Source organism: Nonomuraea sp. NPDC052129 (assembly GCF_040680095.1).
Lineage (GTDB): Bacteria > Actinomycetota > Actinomycetes > Streptosporangiales > Streptosporangiaceae > Nonomuraea.
In genome coordinates, this window is record NZ_JBFAVX010000002.1 from 353,135 (window position 1) to 372,244 (window position 19,110).

The following is a 19,110-nucleotide window of genomic DNA, read 5'->3' on the forward strand; positions in this document are numbered from 1 at the left end:
ACTGATCTCAGTTTGGGCTGGAACTCAGTAGTAGGCCACGTTCACGGCCAGGGCGGCCGCCGCCAGCGTGAAGAACGCGGCCCAGGCGCCGAAGTGGTGGTCACGGGCCCGCAGATGAACGAAGAACGCGCCGAGGAAGTACAACACGAGGCCGGCGGCGGCGAGCAGGCCCAGCACTGGGACGGCGAACCCGGCCAGCAGCCCCAGTGAGCCCGCCGCCAGCATCACGCCCAGCGGGAGCATCCAGGAACGGGGCACGCGAAGCTGGTCCGCTTGCTTCTTGGGGTATTCATGGCCGATGAGGTTGGCGATGGCGGCCAGGCCGACGACGGCCGAGGCGAGGAGAGTGATCACGAGGTAGACGGCGAACACGATGGTCCCCTTGTCCGTGCGAGTGATAGGCCGGTTGCGCACTACACGGACGAGATGAGCTGCCGGGAACGTGACATGCCCGGCGTGTGACTTGGGTTACGGCTCCGCCGGCCGACGCCAGGGATGGCGTCACATCGGTTGAGCGCCAGGTGCATGAGGTGGTGAAGGTCGCCCACCGGTGATGTCAACGAGCTGGTCAGACCGCGTCGGCGCGGGTCCACGACCATGTCCATGTCACTCGCCGGCGCCGGTCGGGCTCGCATGTCGGCATACCCCTGATCGTGCAGAGGGAGGCTTATCGGGCAATTCCTGCCGGATAGTCCCAAGACTCCGACTGGCTTCAACGGTCGGCGTTGGTCACATAAAGACCGCAGACGAAGTCGAGGGATTCTTCCGGGCGGCCTCGAGGACCTGCTGGCCCGGATCGAGCGACACGAGCAGAGAAGCTGCGCCATCTTGACGTAGCTGATCAGGGTGGTGGCGTGAGGGTCGTTCGGGGTGCTCGTGCTGGTGGTGGGCGGCAGTCTGAGGTGTAGATCGTCTGGCAGGGTTGGTTTTGCGGGTTCCGAAGCTCGATCGCCGGTTACCGTAAAGTCATATTCAGCGCGGTACGGCTCCGTCCTGCCAGCGGTAGAGGTCGCGCAGCAGGGAAATCTCGGCGCCGTGATGGATCAGCTCCCTGTTGACGTGCAGGACGATGCCCTCCATGGGAAACTGCTCGGGACCCACCGGGGGCGGATTCTCCAGGTCAGCGTCCGAGAGCTCGCGGGCCCCCGCGTTCCATCTCCCATACATCTCATCGAGCTGCTTTAGCGCCTCGTCAGCGGTCCCCGCGTAGGCGAATGTCTGGGAGTCGACGTCCTGGCCGCCGAAGTGCCATCCGACCCGATAGCCGAGGCAGGAGACGATGATGTGCGCAAGCCGCCAGGCAATCGTGGTCACCGGAGCCGGCACCGGGGCAGGGGACGCGGAGTCCATCATCCATTCCCCTGAACCTGCCGACATCGGTGTGGCCGACGTGTCACGTGGGCGGATGCTCCAGCAGCCGCGCACCGGCTCCCAGAAGTACTCCTCATCGGCAAGACCGTCCAGCCGCGGCCGCAGATTCTTGTGCCAGTGCCGGTCCAGCTGGTCCGCGAGTCGCTCGCTTCTTGTCATTTCGGCACAGTACAGACAACGGAGACCTGGCTGCGACCCTCGCGGACGCCGTCGCCGGCCGTGGGCCGCGAGAGCGTACCGCACCGGGAGATGACGCTGGGGGCCCAGAAGAAGCCGAACCTCCAGCAGCCCGCTGGCTGCGACCACCAGCCTGCCGTACCGAACCCCGCCGCATAACCCCCAAAGGATTGACGAAGTCGATCACTTTAGGGGAGTCGGTGCCCTGCTCGTACAGCGCCCGCGCCAGGCGGGCCATCGAGGCGTAGTCGTCCCGTGACGCCTCCACGCGCAGCCGTTGGAGCGCATCCTCCGTCACTCTGACTCCCTTGGTCAGGGCCGGATCGTACATGATCGAGATCGTTCACACCTCTCACGAGCACCCACCGGTCACTGTCAGGTGACATCCAATCTGGCCATTGATCACGGCGTGACCTCGTGCTGGTCAGTTCATCTGTCACGGACGGCGAGGTGGCTGTGTCATTTGAAGTGGCCATTTTCCGGCAGTGGTAGCGGTTGCCATGTGTGACGCTGTTCGGCCAGGTGGCGTCGTCGGCGGATGCGGTGCTTGCGTCGCAGTTGCTCGACCCACCGGGTGAGCCCGTCTTGTTGTCCCCAGAGAGAGGGCGGGGCGGGCCCCTTACTCGCTGAAGCGGGCTCGTTCATCTGCTGAGCGACGCGCTCATAGAAGCTGCGAAGCGCTCGCTCGTCCACCATGGCGACGTGGCGGCGCCAGCCCAGGTCGGTGAGCGCGACGGCTTCGGGTGTCAACGATCGAGCGCTACCAGGTGGTCACGTTCGACCCACGACTCGAACCCCACCCGGCGCTCCATCGTGGCCGACCAGTACCAGCCGGGATAGTTCCGCTGCCCGGTGATAGGACGGGAACGAACGGACGGGCAGCGCCTCCTCCAGCGCCACGCTCGCCAGCCGCTCCAACCCCACGAGCTGCTCCACGCCATCGGCAACGACGTAGGCGACCCTGAACTCGCTGATCATATTCCGTGACGTAGCGCTCACAAATCACATCATGGCCACTTCGGTGCTCAGTGAGCGAAGGCCATCTGTTCAGTCGAGGATCGCGGTGGCTTCGATCTCGACCAGGTGGTCGGGGACGTCCAGTGCCGCAACGCCTATCAGCGTGGTCGGCGGGGCCGGGGTGACCCCCAGCTTCGCGGCTGCCCGGGAGATGCCTTCCAGGAGCGGGGGCATCTTGTCGGGGGTCCAGTCGACGACGTAGAAGGTCAGTTTCGCCACGTCGTCGAAGGAGCCGCCGACCTCGGCCAGGGCCTTGCCGATGTTGAGGTAACTCTGCTCGACCTGTGCGGCGAGATCGCCTTCGCCGACCGTGACACCCTCGGCGTCCCAGGCGACCTGTCCGGCGATGAAGATCAGCTTTGACCCGGACGCGATCGACACCTGCCGGTAGACATCGATCTTGGGCAATCCGCTGGGGTTGACAAAGGTGATGGCCATGGTGCCTGTCTCCTCGTTCTGAGCGCCTGTGGGCTCGCGTCCGCGCCGACCACGACACTCTTGCTCTCTTGTGGTTACTCAAGAACTATAAGAGACTGGCTGCTGACGTGGAAGAACGCACTTTTCCGTGACTGGAGAACCTTATGGTGACCAAGCAGTTCACAGGCTCGCCCGAGGACGCAGACCTGGCGCGTGCGGGCTCCTTGGCGCGGGAGATCTTCTCGGACGTGGCCAACAAGTGGGCGTTCCTGATCGTCGAGGGCCTCGGTGATCGCACCCTGCGCTTCAGTGAGCTGCGGAGCGAGGTCGAGGGCATCAGCCACAAGATGCTCACCCAGAACCTGCGCATGCTGGAGCGCAACGGCCTGGTCGAGCGCACCGTGTACCCCACCGTCCCGCCGCGGGTCGAATATACCCTCACTGAGCCGGGCCAGGCTCTGCGAGCGACGGTCGATGGGATGTGCGGCTGGACCCACCGGTACTTCGGTCACATAGAGGCCGCACGCCGTCGCTTCGACGCCTGACTTCTGCGGCCAACTGGGATGCCGAGAGTGGCCAGCTAGCGTGCTCAGTCACATTTGGCCACTTCGCCTGACGCTGGCCAACTATCTGGCCACTTTGGCTGGCACGCGGCCAGATGGCGTGTCACCTGACAGTTACCATCATGCAGTAGTCGGCAGGACCCCCCGGAGCCGCACTCCGCCGGCCGCGGCCGCCCGAGCCGGTTCGCCTCAGATCGGACGGTATCCCCGCGACCTGGTCACGGCAGGTGAGTCAGGTGTCCACCCGCGGCATCATTACCTCCAGCGAACCCGATCTCATCTGATCATCTTGGCCACATCTCGGGGGTCAGGGTGTGGCGGAACGGAAACGTACGCTAAGCCCATTCCCGCAGCCACCCTGCATCGGGCACACGCGAGGGATCACAGGCCTGACGGCCTACTGGATGCTCCAGGAGTGCGGATGCGAGGGAACAGGGCAGGCGAAGACGTTCAGCTGACCCCAGCGCCCCACGGTGACCTCGGTCGGCGTGGCGAACCGGTGCGCGGGCAGATCCTGTTCCTCGATCGGCTTCCAGCTGCCGCTGCCGCCGTCCCACTCGCTGCTGTCGATGGTCAACAGTAGGTCCATCGGTGCCGTGCAGGCCCGGCAGTGCATGGGAGACGGGTCGGTCAGGTGCCACGACGCGAACCCTCCGACGCGCCAGCCGGGCGGAATGGACAGGTCCTGCTGGTAGGTGGGCGCCTCGGGTGCGTCGTCTTCCCCTGTCTCTTCGGCCTCCTCCTCGAGGGCTTCCTCCCAGGCGTCAATCCGGGCGTGCAGGTCCTTGGGCAGCAGTCCGGCGAACGGGTAGGTGGCCACTTGTTCCGGGTGCAGCACGCAGGGCTCCGGAACATATCCGTCAAATCCCACGACCGCTGGTCGGGGCGGCGCGGCCAGGACCTCGGCCACCTCGGAGGATCGGCGCCAACGGAGGTCCAGCGACATGCCGCAGCCGGTCGGTCCGTGCCCGTCGAACGGGCACCAGAACACCTGGAGGAGGTCGCACCCGTCCGGTCCCGTCAGCAGATCGGGAACGTCCCGCCGGTACAGCTGGGCGACACCGATCATCGGCAGCGGATCGGTGTCGGCCACCCCCTCGACGCGATGCTTCCGCGCCAACTCCTCCAGGAGTGCCCGTTCCTCCGTCGTGGGACCCGCATCCGGGTCGCGGGCCCAGGCAGCCGCGAGGACTTGTCGCTCCCGATGGATGTCCGCGGGGCGCCGCCCGGTCCCGCGCTTGTGTGGCTTCGTACACACCGGCCATGGCTCGTCCGCCGGCCAAAGAAGGGGGCCGCCCACGGAACTGGACGACACGTCCGGGCTGCCCGGACGAGGGTGCAGCCGGGTAGTCGTACCGCGGTAAGCGGCCAGTTCCGGGAACAACACCTCAACATCGAGCGGGCGCGGCGGCGTGGTCCTCGTCATGGACGCGATCTTAGACAACACCTCAGCTACCGGGAGCCCGCTCCCATTCTCAGGTCAACGGCCCGAACATGACCAAACCCGACCGTCTCCTGGCTCGAGCCCCGGCACCAAATCCCTTTGTCAGCAGGCTCTTAGACCGACCGGCAAATGGATCACTTCAGGCGTCGGGTGGTGGGGCGGTGGTCCCAGCGATAGCGGGTCGTCGAGCGTCGGATGAGCATGCGGAGCGTGACGAAGGCGGCGGCGAGGTATAGGTAGAAGTCCACGGCGCTGCTGCGCTTCTCCCTATGGGTGAGCACGTCCGGGCCCTGTTCGAGGCCGGGTGGCACAGAACGAGCTCATGCCTCCAGGCTGAGGGCGGAGTTCATGGTTGAGCAGGCCCGGCGCAAGAGCGCGGGCAGTTCGCCCGGTGTGCAGTCGGGCAGCCATTCGTCCAGAGCGCAGCGCCAGGTGGCCACGAAGAACTCGATGAGGAGCCGCAGTTCGAGACGGTTTTGTTCGTCAAGTCGGCACGCGATCTCGGCTTGGACTTCGGCGCAGTGCCGCAGCGTGTACCCGTCGAGTGCGGGTGAGTCGGCGATGAGCCGGAGCGTGAGCGGGAAGCGCCGGTACCAGTCCTCGTCCATGCGCTCCAGAGTGGTCAGCATGGCGGCGAGGAAGACATCGGCCAGAGGCCCGGACTTCTGGATGCCGTCCAGGACTTCCAGGTAGGTGTCCCAGAGCTGCTTGACGGCGGTGAGTGCAACGTCCTCCTTGGAGCGGAAGTTGCGGAAGAAGGTCCGCCGGGACACCTCCACCTGCTCCAGCAGCGCGTCCAGCGGAGCGTTGTCGAATCCGCGTTCGCTGAAGAGCGTGATGGCGGTGTCGATCAGTGCCTGGCGAGTATGCAGCTTTTTGCGTTCGCGCAGGCTGGCGGGTTGTTTAACGGTCGTCATCACAATCACTGTACCAAGTACGCCGAGATCACGCATATGCTCTACTAGAGCAAACGCCACACTATGGCACTTTATGAAAGGGAACCTTCCTGTGCGTGCACTCGTCGTGGATCACACCTCACCTGGACACTTGTCACTGACGGACGTCCCTGCCCCGCGACCCGCCGCCCACGAGGTGCTCGTGCGGGTCGAGGCGGTCTCGCTGAACTTCGGTGAGGTCCATGTGGCCACCCGTCCGGAGATGCCGGACGGCACCGTGCTCGGATGGGACGCGGCCGGCGTGGTCGTTCAGGCGGCCGCCGACGGTTCGGGCCCGGCCGAGGGAGAGAGGGTTGTCACCCTTGGAGGGGAGGCCGGCTGGGCCGAGTTGCGCGCCGTACCCGCCGCCCTGCTCGGCACCGCGCCAAAGGACGCCGATCCCGGCGCGTTGAGCACCGTTCCCGTGGCCGGGCTGAGCGCCCTGCACGTGCTACGTCAGATGGGATCGCTGCTCGGTCGCCGCGTGATGGTCACCGGTGCTTCAGGCGGCGTCGGCCGCTACGCCGTCCAGTTGGCCGCCCGCGCCGGCGCGCACGTCGTTGCCATCAGCCGGAGCACCGCTCAGGCGGACGGGCTGCGAGCCCTGGGCGCCCACGAGGTCCACCCCGAGCCGGCCGCCGTGCGGCAGCCCGTCTCGGCCGTTCTTGACAACGTCGGCGGACAGTACCTCGTCGACGCCTTCGCCTCCCTGTCGGCCGGCGGCAGCCTCATCAGCGTAGGCCGATCCTCCGAGGCCGATGCGGTGCTGTCACCGGATGCCCTGCTGGGCGACGGAGGACGGCACGGCCGGTCGATCCGCACCTTCTTCCTCTTCGGCGACCCCACCACCGACTTCTCTGCGGATCTGACCTGGCTGGCTGGAGAGATCGCCGCAGGCAGCCTCGATCCGGGCATCAGCTGGCGCGGCCCCTGGACTCGCCACTCCGAGGCAGTCAAGGTTCTGCTCGACCGTCGCCTCCACGGCAAAGCCGTCCTCGATCTCAAGTAACCGGCTGGTGCGACGCCGTCACAACCTTCCTCCGTGCCGTACGACGCTGATGGAGGTCAAAGACGGGGCTGCGACCGACGGGCGAATGGTGGTGCCGGGTACGAGACAGGCACGGGCTCGAATGATCATGGAGTTCTCTACGCTCAGTGATCACTGGAGGGCCCGTGCCTGCTGTGCCATCTTGCCTGCTCGCCCCCCTGTGGGACCAGTTCGCCGCCCTGCTACCCGCGCGCGATGACTATGCGCCGACCCACCTGCTGGGCTGCCACCGTCGCCGGGTCCCGGACCGAATCGTCTTCGAGCACATCGTGCAGGCCCTGGTCCACGGCACTGGATACGAGCGGATCGCCAGTCCGGACTGCTCGGACCGAACCATTCGACGCCGCGTCAAGCTCTGGTCGCAGATGGGCATATCAGAGCAGGTCCACGCCCTGGCGCTGCAAGCGTACGATCGGATGATCGGCCTCCAACTGGCTGAGATCTCCGTGGACGGATGCATCACGAAAGCTCCATCGGGCGGCGAGAAAGCTGGACGCTCCCCGGTCGACCGAGACAAACAGGGACTGAAGCGATCGTTAGCCTCCGACGCGGCCGGGGTCCCTTTGGGAATTGTCTCCGCAGGCGCCAACCGGCACGACTCACCACTGCTCGGCCCCACCCTCGAAGCAACGAAAGCCCAGGTAGGAGCACTCCCCGAGCAAGTGAACGTCAATCTCGACCGGGGCTACGACAGCGCCAGGACGCGTGCCTTGCTCGACGAGTTCGGCTTCACCGGCGAGATAGCCCGCAAGGGCGTGCCCGCACCGATCCAGGCCGGCAAACGGTGGGTGGTTGAGCGGTGCCACTCGTGGATGAACGGCTACGGCAAGCTGCGGCGCTGCACCGAGAAGAGCAGCAGCGTCGTGGACTTCTACCTATACCTCGCCGCCGCCTTCGTCACGCTCCGCATGCTCATCCGACGCTCGACGACCCGCTATCGCTGGGACCACCGCCCACCACCCGACGCCTGAAGTGATCCATTTGCCGGTCGGTCTTAGCATGATCACCATGCATCGCAGTCGTGTCTACGCCCTCCTGATCGACACCCCCGCGCCGGAGGCTGGGGCGGCGGCCGCGTTCTGGGCTGCGGCGCTGGGGGCCACGGCTCGCCCGTTGCCTTCCGAGGAGCAGTTCATCTCGCTGCACGGCGCCTTGCCCGAGCCCGGCCCGCTCGTGGCCGTGCAGTCGGTCGACGACGCGCCCCGCTTCCACGTGGACATCGAGACTGACGACGTCGAGGCGGAGACCCGGCGCCTGCTCTCCCTGGGCGCGAGTGAGGTGGCGCGGTGGCAGGAGTGCCGTACCCTGCGCGTCCCCGGCGGTCATCTCATGTGCGTGCTGCCTGTGGAGAGCGACCGCGCGGTGTTCGAGTCCGAGGCCAAGACCTGGCCCTGAGTCTGCCGCTGGTAGACCAGGCGGGTGTGGGCCGGAGTGGGCGTCTCGACTGTCGATGGCCTGTGACAGTGCGCGAGGCGAACGACGTGCTCAGGGGCCAGGCCGAATATGTGATGCGCGCCGTGCCGGTCGGCCCGTACGGTTGCGCCCATGCCGACGACTGGCTCGCCTCTGTCCGCGTATCCCCCGCTGAACGTGCAGGTGCACACACCTCGGCTGTCCTTGCTCGGGGCGACAGATGAGCTCCTGGAACGCCTGGTCCCGACGGTGCGCAAGGGCGTGGCCGTCAAGCCCCCGTGGCCCTTCGACGATCCGATGTCCCTCTATGCGGACAGCCCGGAGCGCGAGTGGGGCTGGCTGCGGGCGGTGTGGCGGGGCCGGGGCCAGGTCAGCGAGAGCTTGTGGCGTCTGTACTTCGTCGTAGTCGTCGACGGCGAACCGGTGGGCATGCAGGATCTGATCGGCCGCGACTTCGCCGCGTTCGGCACGGTCACCACATTCTCCTGGCTCAGCCCGGACGTTCGGGGCGGCGGCCTGGGCAAGGAGATGCGGCAGGCGGTGCTGCAGCTGGCTTTCGACGGGCTCGGGGCCCGTGAGGCGGGCAGCGATGCCTTCGTCGACAACCACGCCTCGAACCGCGTTTCGCAGGCACTGGGTTACGTGCCGAACGGCGTCGACTGGGACACCCGGCGCGGCGAGCCGGCAGAGATCAAGCGGTGGCGGCTGACCCGGGAGCAGTGGATCAAGCGGCGGCGCGACGACATCGAACTCGTCGCCGTCGGCGACTGCCTGCCAGTCCTCGGGATCGGCCTACCACCAGCTGACTGACCAACAAACCTTCCGGGGAGGGTATGACTGTTTTCATCCTGGGTGATGGCCCTCTTCGATCAGTCGCGGCAAACCCGATGTCAGGCGCCGGGCCGTATCAAGCCGCTCTCGTAGGCCAGGATGACCAGTTGGACCCTGTCGCGCACGTTCAGCTTGGCGATGGCCCTGGTGATGTGGGTCTTGGCAGTGAGCGGACTGATGACGAGCCGCTCGGCGATCTCGTTGTTGGAAAGGCCGAGCGCCACGAGCTTGACCGTCTCCAGTTCCCGGACGGTAAGGGCGGCCAATCGCTGCCCCGCGCTGGGCGTGAGGTCCTGCCGGTGGGCGAACTGCTCGATGACGCGGCGGGTCACGCCCGGAGACAGGAGCGCGTCTCCGTCGGCGACGGCGGCGACCGCCCGGCGCAGTTCGGCGGGTTCGACCTCTTTGGTGAGGAAGCCGCTGGCGCCGGCGCGCAGGGCGGCGAAGACGTGTTCGTCGGTGTCGAACGTGGTGAGGATGATGACGCGACAGCTCAGAGCGGTCGAGCCGGTGATGATGCGGCGCGTGGCGGTGATCCCATCGGTGCCGGGCATGCGGATGTCCATGAGGATCACGTCGGGGTGGGTGCTCGAGGCCAGCCGTACGGCTTCGTCGCCGTCCTGGGCTTCGCCGACGACCGTGATGTCCCGGGAGCGGGCCAGCAGGCTGCGGAAGCCGGCCCGTACGAGTGCCTGGTCGTCGGCGAGGAGCACCTTGATCGTCATGCCGTCGAGCCTGCCACAGGGATGTCGGCCCGCACGGCGAAGCCGCCGCCGGCGATCGGTCCTGCGGTGAGCGCGCCTCCGAGTGCGCTCACTCGCTCGCGCATACCGGCCAGGCCATGGCCTTCGGTGGCCTCGGCGGCTCCTGAGGCGCCGCGGCCGTCGTCGGTGATCTCGACGGTGATCGAGCGGGGCTGGTAGCCGATCGTCACCTCGGCCTTGCTCGCTCCCGCGTGCTTGAGCGTGTTGGCGAGGGACTCCTGGACGACGCGGTAAAGGGCGACGGCGGGAATGGCAGGGATGGCCGCGCGGTCGCCGTGCTCGTCGAGGGTCACCTCGAGCCCGGTGGCGCGGGCGTCGGCGATGAGAGTGTCCAGGGAAGCCAGATCCGCCTGGGGCGCGGTGTCAGCGGGGCTGTCGCGCAGGACCGCGACGAGGGAGCGGAGGTCGGTCATCGCCCGGTTCCTGACGTCCTTCGCCAGGCGTAGCGCGACGGCGGCCGCGGTTGGGTCCTCCTGGAGAGTGTCGGCGGCGACATTGAGCTGAACGCCGACGACGGCCAGCGTGTGCGCGATGATGTCGTGTACCTCGTGCGAGACGCGCAGCCGTTCCTCGGCGGCACGAGCACGGCTGTCGGTTTCGCGCAGCCGCTCGCGCCAGCGCAGCGCGGCAGCGTAGGCGAGGCCCGCAGCGATGAGGATCGCCAGGAGCAGGCCTTCCCCCGCGACGTGTAAGACGTAGCGGGTCGGGTTCGTGTCCAGCGCCCAGCGGAAGTCGACCGCAGAGTAGACCAGCTGGGCCAGGCCGATGGCAGCCACCCAGCGCACGCGTGGCGTGGTTGCGGCGGTGAAGTAGGCGACCGCGGCCGGCCAGATCCAACCGGCGGGAGACCAATGTCCGGTGAGGTGATAGGCGAAGATCCCGCCGATTGACAGCAGCAGCACGGTCATCGGCCAGCGGTGTCTGACCAGCAGGAGCGCTCCGAGAAGCAGAGCGAGGGGGAGCGTGCCCTGCCGGGGGGTGTGCACCCCGGTGGCGAGGGCTACGGCGATGAAGAAGACCAGGGTGAGGGTAGCGAGCGCAATGTCGGTGATCCGGGCGAAGTGCCGGACAGGAGCGGGTTCGCGTAGTGGGGGCGGTTCGGCCATGCGAAGGCCCTTTCTCGAGGGGCGAGGGGGTGTAACGCCGGGCCGGGGCGAACCGGGACGGCGTCGCCCAGGTGACCGCCTAGGTGACGCCGTCGGCATGTTCGGCTTCCGAAGTCGCGCGGACCGGCGGACTCACGGACCGCGGAAGCTCTTGATCTGTTTACCAGCCCAGGTGGGAAGGTTCGGATCAGACGTGGGTGACCAGGAGGGTCACGCCTGCCTCGTCGCCACAGTCGACGAAAACGGGACCGACGCCGTTACCGATTGTGGGGGCGAGGGTCGCCTTCACCACGAATCCCTGCGGGTTGTCGTCAATGATGCGGATGTTCTGCAGCAGCGGGTGCTCTCTGTTGATCCCGGCGAGCACGGCCTTAAGCTCTTTGCCGCCGCCGCAGTTGCCGGTGATCGTCACCTCCTGGCTTCGCTTGGTGGTGGGATTGGGGCTGACCTGAAGCACCGCCCTGGCGCCCTTCGGCGGCTTCGGCGCGGCCATCGCAGCAGTGGCCTGGCCGGCCGTGCCGGTCTGGGCACCAGCCGGCACGCCGGCCAATCCCAGCAAACCGGCCGTCAAGCTCAGCCCGGCGATCGCAGTGATCACTTTCTTGCTCATGGCGATTCCTCCAGTTCTCATCCGGCTATCTCGACGAGAAACGCTAGGCAGGACCGCAGCGGGAGCGCGTCGTCCGTTGATCGTCACTTGACCTTGCCCCGTTCGCTGTACGAGCTACACCAAAGGGAGTAGGTATCAGGCGCGAAGTGCCCCGGCGACCTGTGGACGGACATGAAGTTCCGCTCGTGGTAGGAACCGTTGGCGGACCGCCACTGCTGACCCCGCCAATACGTCAGGAACGCTCAGCCCTCAGCAGAGTCAGCGATCTGGTCCGCGCCACGCTCGTTCTCGTCCATTTCTCACACAGGCAGATCAGCTAAAATTCAGTGAGAAAACGTCATTGGCCAATGCCTATCGATAATGGGCGCGCCAGTGGAGCACCCCCTAGGGCCCCTATGGTTTCTCCAGGGCCCCCTACGCATTCCCTAGGCCATGGGCGCCGCTGACCGGCGATGGTACGAAAGCGTTCGTGACCAAGCGAAAAATATTATCCCTGACATCCAGCAGAATTCTCGGCGCGGTCGCGCTCACCGCGAGCCTGACGACCGCGAGCCTGGCGACCGCGGCCCCGGCGGGCGCGACACTTGCGCCGGTCTGGGACCAGCTGTCCTTTCCCTATGGATACGTCGAATCTGAGAAGCAACTCAAGGAACTCAACGATGTCGCCGCACTGAGCGGTACCCAAGCTTGGGCTGTCGGGCAGGTGCGGATGGAGGGCTGGCCGAACCCGCCGGCGGGTGTGGTCTGCCCCGACCTGTTCCGCTGGAACGGTCAGAACTGGGTGAACGACCGACCGGATATCAACTGCCGGGGCGCGCTGACCTCGGTGTCGGCCGCCGCGGCGAACGACGTGTGGGCCACCGGTTCAACCATCGCCTACCACTGGAACGGTACGGCCTGGACCCTCACTCCGTACCCGACCGACCAGAACAACCCTTTCTACCTTGATGATGTCGCCGCGGTGGGCGGCACCGCCTTCGCGGTCGGCAGGTCGTACCAGCCGAGCAGTGAGGTTTCCACGGCGGGTGTGATCCGCTGGGACGGCACCGCCTGGCAGAAGATGAGCCTCCCGCCGCTCGCGGGCAACACCGACCTGAGCGCGGTGCATGTTCTGGCGCCGGACGACGTCTGGGCGGTCGGCACCACCAACCGCTACGGGCCGAGCACCGATGCGCACACCCTGGTGCTGCACTGGGACGGCCGCACCTGGTCCCGGCTGCCGGATCCGCCGAAGGAAGCGCTGGTCGAGACCGCCCTGGACGCGGTGGCCGCGCGGTCCGGCGAGGTGTGGGCGGCCGGTCAGCGGACCACCTACGAGGCCAACGGCATTTCGGTCAAGAAGCGCGAGGCGTTCGCCATGCGTTGGAACGGTAGCGCGTGGACGGTGACGCCGACCCCGGCGATCACCGGCTGGTACGGATCCTCCATCACCTCGCTGGCCTGGAACGGCACCGAGGTGTGGGCCGGAGGCAGCGGGCAGGACGACGACACCGCGCGCAGCGTCGGTGTGCTGCTGCGCTGGAACGGCACCGCCTGGCAGCAGGCGCCGAAACCGCCGCTGCTCGACGACTACCGGATCAAGCAGCTCGGCGCTGTGCCGGGCGGCGGCCTGTGGGCCACCGGCTACGGCACCCGGGAGACCGACGAGCACGCCAAGGGCCAGTTCCTGGCCCGGGTCACCGGCTGAACCCCGGGCACTTCGCGATGCACCCCGTGGCGTTGACGCCTCGAACCAAGATCCGCCTCCGGCGGGGACGGACTCCGGAATGATCGAGTCCGCGCCGAACGGGACCTTCGTAAGCGGCTGAGGTGGTGGCCTGTTCATTGTCGAGAAGGCGCTCGACCAGGCCATGCGCGTCTTCTGGGAGCAGGGCTACGAGGGCGCCAGCCTCACCGACCTGACCGACGCCATGGGTATCAGCCGCACCAGCATGTACGCCGCCCCAGTTCGTCCAGATGTGCGGTGATATGGCCAGGCCCACATCCCAGGTCCGCGACCTGACCGTCCCCACCCGCACTGACGACCTCGGCGAAGGCACCCAAGATCGCGCGGTCCAGGGGACTGTCTCGCAGCGAGTCTCGGAACAGCTGCGCATAGGTGGGGGCGGCAACGTCGTAAGCGATCGAGACGTCCTGCAGGCGGTTCGCCGTGCCGCTCACGAACGCGCCGCGCCGCGCAGACCGCGGTTTGTGGGCGACATCGGCCGGCGATCACCCGTAGAGCGAGCGGGCTCCCGGGCTGGTGCCCTTGAAGCGCTGGCCCGCGGCGATCTCCTCGCCGACTACCGACCAGACGGTCTCGTCGTCCTGGAAGGGGAGCGGGTCAATGCTGCTCGTCTCCTGACGGATACGCTCGACCTCGCGTTCCAGGCGCTCGAAGTCGGCTTCCTCGTCTCCGTCGTCGCCGCTGAAGGTGAACTCCTCGAGCAGGCGCTGGAACCGGAGGGTGACCTGGACGAGGGAGGAGACGTCCGTGTGGAGTTTCCGCACGGTCTCCTCGTCGGCGTCGAAGGCGTGCACCTTTCCGGAGCCGGGGTCGAGGGCAAGGCGGGCGTTGAGCAGCCAGCCGATGACGGGCCATTCGCCCGCGTCCCCCGAGACGTCCTCGGCGTCGACGACGTCCCGGACGAGGGGCAGCCGACCGGAGTCCTCGTCGGCCTCATGCAGCCAGAGCGTCCCGGTGGGGACGCCGACGGTCTGCAGGAGGCGGGCGCCCTCGGTGCCTGCGGCGGAGGGCGGGAAGGCGGTGGCGGGCAGGGCCGCGAGCCGGTCCTCGCCGAAGATGTCGGCGAGTTCGCTGCGGGTGACGTCGAAAAGCACTGCCGGAACTCCGAACTCGGCGGCGGCACGGGCGCCGTGGGGATATTAGTGGATGGAAGCGGATGGAAGCGGCCACAACAACAGCGTTGCGGATCGAGGTTTGCGACGTGAACGCTCTGGCACGTCCCAGTGCCGTTGACGACGGGAGTTGACGACGGGCATCGGACATTCTCCCCGATCAGCTGCGGTCAGTTCGCGCGTTGTGAAGCCGGCTCGCCGGGCTGCTCCTTGCCGTCGGGGCCGCGGCCTGGGCGGCCGGTAGCCCCATCGTGGGAGACAAGATCCAGGAGGGCGTCCAGACGCTCGACACCGTCACCGGGATGCTGTTCGTCGTGGGGCTCTTCGCCTTTGTCTGGATGGTCATGTCCACCTGCGCCGCCGGAGAGGGGGACCCGGGTGATTCCGGCGGGACTGCTCGTGCTCCTGCCCGGCGCGTTCCGCTGGCTGCCGCTGCTCACGGGGATGTGGTCCCCGGTGGCCATGGTGGCTCAGATCTTCGGCGGCTCCACCGTATCGGTGTACGGTAGCGCTGCGTGGCTACTCGGCACTCACGCCCACCTGGGCGTACGGCTCGCCGCCCGCCCCATCAAGCTGTGACGGAAGCACTAAGCGGCCGAGTGGGTGATGGCGCCGGCTGCCGCGGAACCCAGGTCCGCCCTGCCGGGCACGTTGATGGACAGGGCGCCGGTGGACCGGTTGATGGCGTTGGTGTCCAGGGTGACGGCGCCGTTGCGGGCCAGGACGCGACCGTTCACGTTCACGCCGGTGGTCACGGTGATCGAGGTCAGCGCGAGGACGTTCCCGGCCAGGCTGGAGCCGGTACCCAGCGTGGCCGAGCTGCCGACCTGCCAGATGACGTTGGCGGCCTTGGCGCCGCCGGTGAGGATCACCGCGCTGGAGGAGGCGGTGATAAGGGTGGAGGCCGCCTGGAAGATGAAGACCGCGTCCGGGTCTCCCTGCGCGTCGAGGGTCAGGTTTCCGGTGATCCCGAAGGTGCCCGCGGCGGAGTTGTAGACCCCTGGTTTCACGGTGGTCCCGCCGAGCTCTGTCCCGATGGTGGTGGCGGGAGTACGAGAGGCGGCGTCGTTGTAGGCGGCGGTCAGGTCGACCTGGGCGTGGGCGGCGGCGGTGTCGGCCACGTGGATGGCACCGCCGACCACGGTGCCGGGCGGGAAACCGGTGACCGACGTACCCGGGCTCAGCCCGAGGTCGCCGGTGATGACGGTGTCGCCGGTATTGGTGACGGTGCTGGCACCCAGAACCGCGAAGTTCGCGGCGCTGCCGAGCCCCACCGGCTCGTCCGGGGTGCACGCCCTGGCTTGCGCGGTAAGGAGCATGGTCACGACGGGAATGAGCGCGAAACCGGCCGCCAGCCGGGAAGAGCCAGGAAAGCCGATCTGTGCCGGGGCGGCCACACCGGTGGTCGCGAAGGTCGAACCCCTGGCATATCGCAGCATTGCCGAGACAAGTCTGTTCATAAGTCCCTCACCTATGGACGGAGTTGCGGATAGTGATCTTGTAGTCCCCACATCGGCCCGGTGCGGGGGTGGCGTGCTCTGTGGATGACAAGACTTCTTTCCTTGATCACTGACACGGGATACAAGACAGCCGGGGTTCACCGGGATCAGCCCAAACCTTGGGATGGCTATGGCGCCGAATTTCGCTGTCAGCCTGTGACGCACGATTCACGTCGCGACACCACGGCGGGTGAGCTGTGGATAACCGCAGCCAGATCCGCCAGCACCGGGTCGACACCCTCGGCGCGTACGGCAACCGCCTGGCCGCCACCCCCGTCCTCGACGAGCTGGCCAGGACCGGAACCCGGTTCGACCGCTGGTACACCCCCACCGCGATCTGCACGCCCGCGCGGGCGAGCCTGCTCACCGGGCAGGCGCCGTTCCGGCACAAGCTGCTGGCCAACCACGAGCGCAACGTCGGCTACATGGAGGACCTGCCCGACGGGCAGTTCTCCTTCTCCGAGGCGCTGCGCGAGGCCGGGTACAACTGCGGGCTCATCGGCAAGTGGCACGTCGGGCACCACCGGCGGGCGGCCGACTTCGGCTTCGACGGGCCGGACCTGCCGGGGTGGCACAACCCCGTGGACCACCCCGACTATCTGGACTACCTGGCGGCCAACGGACTTCCGCCGTACGAGATCCACGACCACATCCGGGGGACGCTGCCCAACGGCGGGCCGGGCAACCTGCTCGCCGCGCGGCTGCGCCAGCCGGTCGAGGCGACGTTCGAGCACTACCTGGCGACGCGGACGATCGAGATGCTGGAGCGGTACGCGGCCGACGAGCGGCCGTTCTTCCTGCAGCTCAACTTCTTCGGGCCGCACCTGCCGTACATCGTGCCGGACGAGTACTTCGACATGTTCGACCCCGAGCTGGTCGAGCTGCCCAAGTCGATCGCCGAGACCTTCGTCGGCAAGCCCGCGGTGCAGGCCAACTACAGCGCGCACTGGACGTTCGACACCATGCCGCTGGAGGTGACGCGCAAGCTCATCGCCGTCTACTGGGGGTACGTCGCGCTCATCGACGCCCAGATCGGCCGGGTCATGGACGCCATGCGGCGCCTCGGGCTGGTCGACGACACGGCCGTGTTCTTCACCTGCGACCACGGCGAGTTCACCGGCGCGCACCGGCTGCACGACAAGGGCCCGGCGATGTACGAGGACATCTACCGCACGCCCGGCCTGCTCCGCGTCCCGGGGCAGGAGCCCGGAGTCGTCCGGTTGGAGTTCGTCAGCCTGCTGGACTGCACGGCGACCATCCTCGAACTGGCCGGGATCGACCCCACTCCCGCCGTCGACTCGCGCAGCCTCGTGCCGCTCGCCTCCGCCGACGAGGTGGCGTGGGAGCAGGACATCGTCTGCGAGTTCCACGGGCACCACTTCCCGTACCCGCAGCGGATGATCCGGACCGACCGCTACAAACTGGTCGTCAACCCGGACTCGACGAACGAGCTGTACGACCTGTTCACCGACCCGGACGAGCTGCTCAACGTCTACGCGCATCCCGAGATGGAGGCGGTGCGCGGCCGGCTGATGCGGCGGCTGTGCCAGGTGCTGCGGGATCGGGGTGACAACTTCTACCACTGGATGACGTCGATGTACGACGTCGGCGACGTCTCCTACGACCCGACGATGAGCGGGCTGGACGAGGCGACCTACCGGTGAGACGGCCCAACATCGTCATGATCCTCACCGACGACCACGCCTCGCACGCCGTCGGGGCGTACGGGTCGGTGGTCAACCGGACGCCGCGGATCGACGAGATCGCGGCGTCCGGGGCCCGGTTCGACAACTGCTTCGCGACCAACGCGCTCTGCTCGCCGAGCCGGGCCAGCATCCTGACCGGCACGTACTCGCACGTCAACGGCGTCTCGACGCTCGTCACGCCCATCGACGCCGCCCAGCCGACATTCGTGAGCCTGCTGCGGGACGCCGGGTACCGGACGGCCATCGTCGGCAAATGGCACATGGGGGACGGCCCCGGTCATGATCCGGAGGGGTTCGACTACTGGGACGTGCTGATCGAGCAGGGGGAGTACTTCGATCCGCGGTTCCTCTCGGCGGAGGGACTGCGGACCGTCCCCGGTTACGCCACCGATCTCATCACCGACCTGGCGCTGTCGTGGGCCGACGGGCTCGACGGCGACGACCCGTGGTGCCTGCTGATCTCCCACAAGGCGCCGCACCGCCCGTGGGAGCCCGACGAGAAGCACGCCGGGATGTACGCCGAGCCCATCCCGGTGCCGGCGACGTTCACCGACGACCACGCGACGCGCTCGTCCTCGGCGCGGCGGGCGGCGATGCGGATCGCCGAACACCTGAACGCCGAGGACCTCAAGCAGGATCCGCCCGAGGGGCTGTCCTACGAGGAGCTGGCGCTGTGGAAGTACCAGCGCTACATGGAGGACTACCTGGCCGTCGTCGCCTCGGTCGACGACAACGTGGGCCGGGTGGTCGACTGGCTCCGGGCCCGTGGCGACTTCGCGGACACTCTCCTGATGTACTGCTCCGACCAGGGTTTCTTCCTGGGCGATCACGGCTGGTTCGACAAGCGCTTCATGTACGAGGAGTCGCTGCGGATGCCGCTCGTCCTGAGCTATCCGAGGCGCGTTCCGGCTGGTCAGGTACACCCCGGTATCGTGACGAACGTGGATTTCGCGCAGACCGTGTTGGACGTGGCCGGGGTGACGCACCATCCCCGTATGCAGGGGCGCAGCTTCCTGGCGGACCTGACCGGCGAGCCCGGCCCGGCTCCCGCCGAGGGGATGTACTACCGCTACTGGGAGCACGACGACGTCTTCCACAAGGCGCCGGCGCACTACGGGTACCGGACCTCCCGCTACAAGATCATCTACTTCTACAACGACGGCATGGGACTGCCCGGCACGGGCGCGTTCACCTACAGCGGGGAATGGGAGCTCTACGACCTGGAGGCCGACCCCGCGGAGCTGCGCAACGTCTACTTCGAGCCGGACTATCTCGCGGTCCGCGAGGAGATGAAGGCCCGCATGTGGCAGGCGCAGGCGGCACTGGGCGACGAGCCGCACCCCAGCCAGCCGATCCCCGGTGGGGTCTGAC

Annotated in this window: 20 protein-coding genes and 3 pseudogenes; 10 read left to right on the forward strand and 13 right to left on the reverse strand. The window is 67.5% G+C overall.

Going from position 1 to position 19,110, the window contains the following annotated elements; all coding sequences use genetic code 11:
- Positions 1-24: 24 nt before the first annotated feature.
- The 5 genes from AB0L53_RS06475 to AB0L53_RS06495 all read right to left on the reverse strand — a co-directional run bounded on the left by AB0L53_RS06475 (position 25) and on the right by AB0L53_RS06495 (position 3,003).
- Entirely contained in the window at positions 25-414 is a 390-nt protein-coding gene (locus AB0L53_RS06475; protein WP_363991233.1) for a DoxX family protein, read from the reverse strand.
- 558 nt (positions 415-972) lie between these two features.
- Positions 973-1,530, reverse strand: a complete 558-nt coding sequence (locus AB0L53_RS06480) for a DinB family protein (protein WP_363991236.1) — start codon at positions 1,528-1,530, stop codon at positions 973-975.
- 477 nt (positions 1,531-2,007) lie between these two features.
- A complete protein-coding gene (locus tag AB0L53_RS06485) occupies positions 2,008-2,298 on the reverse strand; it encodes a hypothetical protein (RefSeq protein ID WP_363991239.1) in 291 nt (96 codons plus the stop codon).
- A 21-nt stretch (positions 2,299-2,319) separates the two neighbouring features.
- On the reverse strand, positions 2,320-2,526 hold the full coding sequence (locus tag AB0L53_RS06490; protein ID WP_357962527.1) for a hypothetical protein: 207 nt from the start codon (positions 2,524-2,526) through the stop codon (positions 2,320-2,322).
- A gap of 69 nt (positions 2,527-2,595) precedes the next feature.
- Positions 2,596-3,003, reverse strand: coding sequence for a RidA family protein (locus tag AB0L53_RS06495; RefSeq protein ID WP_357962525.1), 408 nt, complete (start codon positions 3,001-3,003; stop codon positions 2,596-2,598).
- Between the two features lie 143 nt (positions 3,004-3,146).
- Here AB0L53_RS06495 and AB0L53_RS06500 point away from each other — a divergent pair, with 143 nt between their 5' ends.
- Complete coding sequence (locus AB0L53_RS06500) at positions 3,147-3,527, forward strand: helix-turn-helix domain-containing protein (protein WP_357962522.1); 381 nt, start codon at positions 3,147-3,149, stop codon at positions 3,525-3,527.
- A gap of 415 nt (positions 3,528-3,942) precedes the next feature.
- On the opposite strand, the gene AB0L53_RS06505 is transcribed toward AB0L53_RS06500, so the two are convergent.
- The 3 genes and pseudogenes from AB0L53_RS06505 to AB0L53_RS06515 all read right to left on the reverse strand — a co-directional run bounded on the left by AB0L53_RS06505 (position 3,943) and on the right by AB0L53_RS06515 (position 5,906).
- Positions 3,943-4,971: a hypothetical protein gene (locus tag AB0L53_RS06505; RefSeq protein ID WP_363991243.1), complete on the reverse strand. Its 1,029-nt coding sequence runs from the start codon at positions 4,969-4,971 to the stop codon at positions 3,943-3,945.
- A gap of 152 nt (positions 4,972-5,123) precedes the next feature.
- A pseudogene (locus AB0L53_RS06510) lies at positions 5,124-5,255 on the reverse strand (IS5/IS1182 family transposase); the annotation flags it as partial.
- Positions 5,256-5,309: 54 nt separating this feature from the next.
- Positions 5,310-5,906, reverse strand: coding sequence for a TetR family transcriptional regulator (locus AB0L53_RS06515; RefSeq protein WP_357962672.1), 597 nt, complete (start codon positions 5,904-5,906; stop codon positions 5,310-5,312).
- Between the two features lie 130 nt (positions 5,907-6,036).
- Here AB0L53_RS06515 and AB0L53_RS06520 point away from each other — a divergent pair, with 130 nt between their 5' ends.
- From AB0L53_RS06520 to AB0L53_RS06535, 4 genes and pseudogenes are all read left to right on the forward strand, one after another.
- Positions 6,037-6,933 (forward strand): zinc-binding dehydrogenase, encoded by an 897-nt coding sequence (locus AB0L53_RS06520; RefSeq protein WP_363991247.1) that lies wholly within the window; start codon positions 6,037-6,039, stop codon positions 6,931-6,933.
- 164 nt (positions 6,934-7,097) lie between these two features.
- Positions 7,098-7,948, forward strand: a pseudogene (locus AB0L53_RS06525) (IS5 family transposase).
- Between the two features lie 32 nt (positions 7,949-7,980).
- On the forward strand, positions 7,981-8,367 hold the full coding sequence (locus AB0L53_RS06530; RefSeq protein ID WP_363991251.1) for a VOC family protein: 387 nt from the start codon (positions 7,981-7,983) through the stop codon (positions 8,365-8,367).
- Positions 8,368-8,517: 150 nt separating this feature from the next.
- Positions 8,518-9,195: a GNAT family protein gene (locus tag AB0L53_RS06535; RefSeq protein ID WP_363991254.1), complete on the forward strand. Its 678-nt coding sequence runs from the start codon at positions 8,518-8,520 to the stop codon at positions 9,193-9,195.
- An 80-nt stretch (positions 9,196-9,275) separates the two neighbouring features.
- Here AB0L53_RS06535 and AB0L53_RS06540 read toward each other — a convergent pair whose 3' ends face one another.
- The 3 genes from AB0L53_RS06540 to AB0L53_RS06550 form a co-directional block, all read right to left on the reverse strand.
- On the reverse strand, positions 9,276-9,941 hold the full coding sequence (locus AB0L53_RS06540) for a response regulator transcription factor (RefSeq protein ID WP_363991257.1): 666 nt from the start codon (positions 9,939-9,941) through the stop codon (positions 9,276-9,278).
- Entirely contained in the window at positions 9,938-11,086 is a 1,149-nt protein-coding gene (locus AB0L53_RS06545) for a histidine kinase (RefSeq protein ID WP_363991259.1), read from the reverse strand. The genes AB0L53_RS06540 and AB0L53_RS06545 overlap by 4 nt, the downstream gene beginning before the upstream one ends.
- Before the next feature lie 187 nt (positions 11,087-11,273).
- Complete coding sequence (locus AB0L53_RS06550; RefSeq protein WP_363991262.1) at positions 11,274-11,696, reverse strand: hypothetical protein; 423 nt, start codon at positions 11,694-11,696, stop codon at positions 11,274-11,276.
- Between the two features lie 469 nt (positions 11,697-12,165).
- Between AB0L53_RS06550 and AB0L53_RS06555 the strand changes: the two genes are divergently transcribed.
- A complete protein-coding gene (locus AB0L53_RS06555; RefSeq protein WP_363991265.1) occupies positions 12,166-13,383 on the forward strand; it encodes a hypothetical protein in 1,218 nt (405 codons plus the stop codon).
- A gap of 163 nt (positions 13,384-13,546) precedes the next feature.
- A pseudogene (locus tag AB0L53_RS06560) lies at positions 13,547-13,639 on the forward strand (TetR family transcriptional regulator); the annotation flags it as partial.
- Positions 13,640-13,907: 268 nt separating this feature from the next.
- Here AB0L53_RS06560 and AB0L53_RS06565 read toward each other — a convergent pair.
- Positions 13,908-14,516: an SUKH-4 family immunity protein gene (locus tag AB0L53_RS06565; protein ID WP_363991267.1), complete on the reverse strand. Its 609-nt coding sequence runs from the start codon at positions 14,514-14,516 to the stop codon at positions 13,908-13,910.
- 396 nt (positions 14,517-14,912) lie between these two features.
- Here AB0L53_RS06565 and AB0L53_RS06570 point away from each other — a divergent pair, with 396 nt between their 5' ends.
- Positions 14,913-15,113, forward strand: coding sequence for a hypothetical protein (locus tag AB0L53_RS06570; RefSeq protein WP_363991270.1), 201 nt, complete (start codon positions 14,913-14,915; stop codon positions 15,111-15,113).
- An 8-nt stretch (positions 15,114-15,121) separates the two neighbouring features.
- Here the strand turns inward: AB0L53_RS06570 and AB0L53_RS06575 are convergent, their stop codons facing one another.
- Positions 15,122-15,994 (reverse strand): ice-binding family protein, encoded by an 873-nt coding sequence (locus tag AB0L53_RS06575; protein ID WP_363991272.1) that lies wholly within the window; start codon positions 15,992-15,994, stop codon positions 15,122-15,124.
- A 236-nt stretch (positions 15,995-16,230) separates the two neighbouring features.
- On the opposite strand from AB0L53_RS06575, the gene AB0L53_RS06580 reads away from it, so the two are divergent.
- Positions 16,231-17,697, forward strand: a complete 1,467-nt coding sequence (locus tag AB0L53_RS06580; RefSeq protein WP_363991274.1) for a sulfatase-like hydrolase/transferase — start codon at positions 16,231-16,233, stop codon at positions 17,695-17,697.
- A complete protein-coding gene (locus AB0L53_RS06585; RefSeq protein WP_363991276.1) occupies positions 17,694-19,109 on the forward strand; it encodes a sulfatase in 1,416 nt (471 codons plus the stop codon). Before AB0L53_RS06580 ends, AB0L53_RS06585 begins: the two co-directional genes overlap by 4 nt.
- The last annotated feature ends 1 nt before the right edge of the window (position 19,110 follow it).